The 4,030-nt window shown below is 60.3% G+C and carries 5 protein-coding genes; 3 read left to right on the top strand and 2 right to left on the bottom strand.

Annotation, left to right across the window (positions count from 1 at the left end):
* Positions 1 to 586, top strand: a 586-nt coding sequence (locus ACRESD_RS09700; RefSeq protein ID WP_431750717.1) for a dual specificity protein phosphatase family protein, incomplete at its 5' end; no start/stop codon positions are given.
* Between the two features lie 56 nt (positions 587 to 642).
* Here ACRESD_RS09700 and ACRESD_RS09705 read toward each other — a convergent pair.
* Positions 643 to 915: a YheV family putative zinc ribbon protein gene (locus tag ACRESD_RS09705; RefSeq protein ID WP_027608125.1), complete on the bottom strand. Its 273-nt coding sequence runs from the start codon at positions 913 to 915 to the stop codon at positions 643 to 645.
* Positions 912 to 2,963 (bottom strand): oligopeptidase A, encoded by a 2,052-nt coding sequence (gene prlC / locus ACRESD_RS09710; protein WP_431750718.1) that lies wholly within the window; start codon positions 2,961 to 2,963, stop codon positions 912 to 914. The genes ACRESD_RS09705 and prlC overlap by 4 nt, the downstream gene beginning before the upstream one ends.
* Before the next feature lie 101 nt (positions 2,964 to 3,064).
* Here prlC and ACRESD_RS09715 point away from each other — a divergent pair, with 101 nt between their 5' ends.
* Positions 3,065 to 3,607 (top strand): gamma carbonic anhydrase family protein, encoded by a 543-nt coding sequence (locus ACRESD_RS09715; protein WP_431750719.1) that lies wholly within the window; start codon positions 3,065 to 3,067, stop codon positions 3,605 to 3,607.
* Positions 3,604 to 4,030, top strand: a 427-nt coding sequence (locus tag ACRESD_RS09720; protein WP_431750720.1) for an HAD hydrolase-like protein, incomplete at its 3' end; no start/stop codon positions are given. The genes ACRESD_RS09715 and ACRESD_RS09720, both read left to right, overlap by 4 nt.

A 4,030-nucleotide genomic window follows, 5' to 3' on the forward strand; every position in this document is an offset into this window, starting at 1 on the left:
AGCCGAGGACGTTCCGTCGACTCGCTCGCCGGAATGGGCCCAGCCTGTGGGCAACCAGTTCAACCTGCACCAGATGACCCCCACGCTCTATCGCAGTGCCTTGCCGGACAGCAGTGCCGTGCCTGTGCTGGAAAAACTCAAGATCGGTACAGTGATCAACTTTCTGCCGGAGTCGGATGCCAACTGGCTGAAATCACCGGATATCAAACAGGTGCAGTTGTCTTATCGCACCAACCATGTCGACGATACCGACGTACTCGCGGCCCTGCGCGCCATTCAAGAAGCCCAGGCGAACGGCCCGGTGTTGATGCACTGCAAACACGGCTCAGACCGCACCGGCCTGATGGCAGCGATGTATCGTGTGGTGGTACAGGGCTGGAGCAAGGAAGACGCACTGAACGAAATGACCCAGGGCGGCTTCGGCACCAGCAATGGTTTCAAGGACGGCGTTCGCTACATGATGAAGGCCGATATCGACAAGTTGCGCACCGCCTTGGCGAATGGCGATTGCAGCACCAGCGCCTTTGCCCTGTGCTCGATGAAAAGCTGGATCACCACCTCGACGAAGGATGAGAAACAGCTGTAACGGCAGACCCACCAATAGCTGGAAAAAAAACGGGGCACTTTAGGTGCCCCGTTTTTTTAGTCTTTTTTCAGCTTCGGATTAGGAAAGAACTGCACCGCCTGCACCTTTGGGTCCGGCGCTTTCAACGCCGAGGTATTCACCCGCGTACCCAACTCTTTGGGCACCGACAAACCTTGGTCATTCAGCGTATCGGTATACCCACAGGCCACGCACTCACGATGTGGCACGCTGTCCTCGGTCCACATCTTCAACTTGTCCGGCTCGCTGCACGCCGGGCAGACCGCCCCGGCGATAAATTGCTTTTTGGTAATCACAGGCCCTTCACTCATGCTGCCGCGTCCTCACTCAGGCCGCTGTGGCGCAAGAGTGCGTCAATCGATGGCGCACGTCCGCGGAAATCGACGAACAGCACCATCGGCTCCTGGGAACCGCCACGAGCCAGGATAGCCTCGCGGAAAGCGCGGCCCGTCTCGGGATTGAGCACGCCGTCTTCTTCGAATTTGGAGAAGGCATCCGCCGACAGCACTTCGGCCCACTTGTAGCTGTAGTAACCCGCCGCGTAACCGCCCGCGAAGATATGCGCGAAGCTGTTGGGGAAACGGTTGTAGGCTGGCGGACGCATCACCGAAACCTCATCGCGCACGCCTTCCAGCACCTGCGCTACCGTGCGGCCATCGCCATGGGTAGCGTGCAGCTCGAAGTCGAACAGCGAAAACTCCAACTGGCGCACCATCATCAGGCCGGACTGGAAGTTCTTCGCCGCCAGCATTTTTTCCAGCAGGTCCTGGGGCAGCGGCTCGCCGGTTTCATAGTGGCCAGAGATCAGCGCCAAGCCTTCCGGCTCCCAGCACCAGTTCTCCATGAACTGGCTCGGCAACTCCACCGCATCCCAGGCCACGCCGTTGATGCCAGACACACCAGCATGTTCCACGCGGGTCAGCAGGTGATGCAGGCCATGGCCGAATTCGTGGAACAAAGTGGTCACTTCATCGTGGGTCAGCAGGGCAGGTTTGCCGCTGTCGGCCGGGGTGAAATTGCACACCAGGTTGGCCACCGGGCTTTGCAACACGCCGTCAATCGTGCGACGGCGGTCGCGCGCACCGTCCATCCAGGCACCGCCACGCTTATTGGCGCGGGCGTACAGGTCAAAGAAGAAGCGGCCGACATGCTGGCCGTTTTCCTTGATTTCAAACAGGCGCACATCCGGATGCCAGGCGTCGAAGCCTTTCTGCTCGGCAATCTCGATGCCGTACAGGCGCTGCACAATGGCGAACAACCCATCCAACACTTTGTCGATAGGGAAGTAGGCGCGCAGGGCTTCCTGGGACACGCTGTAGCGCTGCTCCCGCAGTTTTTCGCCGTAGAAACCGCTATCCCAGCTTTGCAGGTCGGCGCAGCCTTGCTCGGCGGCGTACGCCTTGAGCTGTTGCAGGTCCTGGGCGGCAAACGGCTTGCTGCGCTTGGCCAGGTCACGCAGGAAACTCAGCACCTGGTCACTGGACTCGGCCATCTTGGTGGCCAGGCTCAGCTCAGAGAAAGAGGCATAACCCAGCAACTGGGCCAGCTCCTGGCGCAGGTCGAGGATCTGTTCCATCACCGGGCCGTTATCGTTCTGACCGGCATTCGGGCCCTGGTCCGACGCACGGGTGCAGTAGGCGGCGTAGACTTCTTCACGCAGGGCGCGATCCTGGGCGTAGGTCATCACCGCATAGTAGCTGGGGAATTCCAGGGTGATCAGCCAGCCATCGAGGCCCTTGGCCTGGGCGGCGGCGGCCATTTGCGTCTTGGCCGAGTCGGTCAAGCCGGCGAGGGTGGCTTCATCGGTAACGTGCTTGGTCCAGGCTTGGGTGGCGTCCAGCAACTGGTTGGAGAATTTGCTGCCCAGCTCCGACAGCTTGCTCTGCACTTCGGCGTAGCGTTTTTGCTGCTCTGCCGGTAAATCGATACCCGATAGGCGGAAGTCGCGCAGGGAGTGTTCCAGAATGGTTTTTTGCGCCACATCGAAGCCGGCGGCCTCCGGGCTGTTGGCCAAGGCTTCGAAAGCCTGGAACAGTGCGCGGTTCTGACCCATCTCGGTGGAGTAGGCGCTCAACGCAGGCAAGCACGCCTCGTAGGCTTCGCGCAGTTCGGCGCTGTTGCACACGGCGTTGAGGTGGCTGACCGGGCTCCAGGCGGCGCCCAGGCGGTCGTTCAGTTCGTCCATCGCGAGGACCAGCCCGGCCCATGTCGGATTTTTACCCTGGCTTTGCAGGATGCCTTCGATGGCAACACGGTTGTCGGCGAGGATCTGTTCGATAGCCGGCTGCACGTGCTCGGCACGGATCGCCGAGAACGGCGGCAGGTCGTAGGACTGCAGAAGGGGGTTGTTCGCGCTCACGGTTGGCACCTTGGCTGAAGAAACGGATAAGACAAAGATGGGGCCATCTTAATTACAATCAATGCCCACCGCAGCTATCAGCAAAAGAGAGAGAGGCTATCGTGACCCTTCGCACCTATCAGAACCACACGCCAACCCTGGGCACCGGGGCGTTTGTCGATATTTCGGCGGTGGTGATCGGCGATGTCGAAATCGGCACCGACAGCTCGGTGTGGCCGCTGACCGTCATCCGCGGCGACATGCACCACATCCGCATCGGCGCACGAACCAGCGTGCAGGACGGATGCGTGTTGCACATCACCCACGCCGGGCCCTTCAACCCGGACGGCTTCCCACTGCTGATCGGCGATGACGTGACCATCGCCCATAAAGTCATGCTGCACGGCTGCAGCGTAGGCAACCGCGTGTTGATCGGCATGGGCAGCATCGTGATGGATGGCGCCGTGGTGGAAGACGACGTGATCATCGGCGCCGGCAGCCTGGTGCCGCCGGGCAAGAAACTCGACAGCGGCTTTTTGTATGTGGGTAGCCCGGTTAAACAAATCCGCGCACTGACTGACAAGGAGCGCGCCTTTTTCACCTACAGCGCCGCGAACTACGTGAAGCTCAAAGACCTGCACCTGGCCGAAGGATTCAATCAATGACCCTGCATTACTCCACCGTGCTGTTCGACCTGGATGGCACCCTGACCGACCCGCGTGAAGGCATCACCCGTTCGATCCAGTACGCCCTCGCCAAGCTCGGTATCGACGAGCCGGACCTGACCCAGCTGGAACACTTCATTGGCCCGCCGTTGCTGCAAGCGTTCATGCAGTTCTACGGGTTCGATGAAGCCAAGGCGTGGGAAGCGGTGAACTTCTACCGCGAGCGCTTCAAGGTCACCGGCCTGTATGAAAACCGTGTGTTCGACGGCGTAATGCCTCTGTTGGAAGAATTGAACAGCCAGGGTCGCCAGCTGTACGTGGCGACCTCCAAACCGTGGGAATTCGCCCGCGAGATCGCCCGGCATTTCGACTTTGCCAAGCACTTCAAAGTGATCTACGGCAGCGAACTGGACGGTACGCGCA

This window comes from Pseudomonas sp. (genome assembly GCF_050739995.1).
Lineage (GTDB): Bacteria > Pseudomonadota > Gammaproteobacteria > Pseudomonadales > Pseudomonadaceae > Aquipseudomonas.

Coding starts and splice junctions, on each gene's coding strand:
- ACRESD_RS09705 (WP_027608125.1), bottom strand. CDS start 915: ATGAGTGAAGGGCCTGTGATTACCAAAAAGCAATTTATCGCCGGGGCG.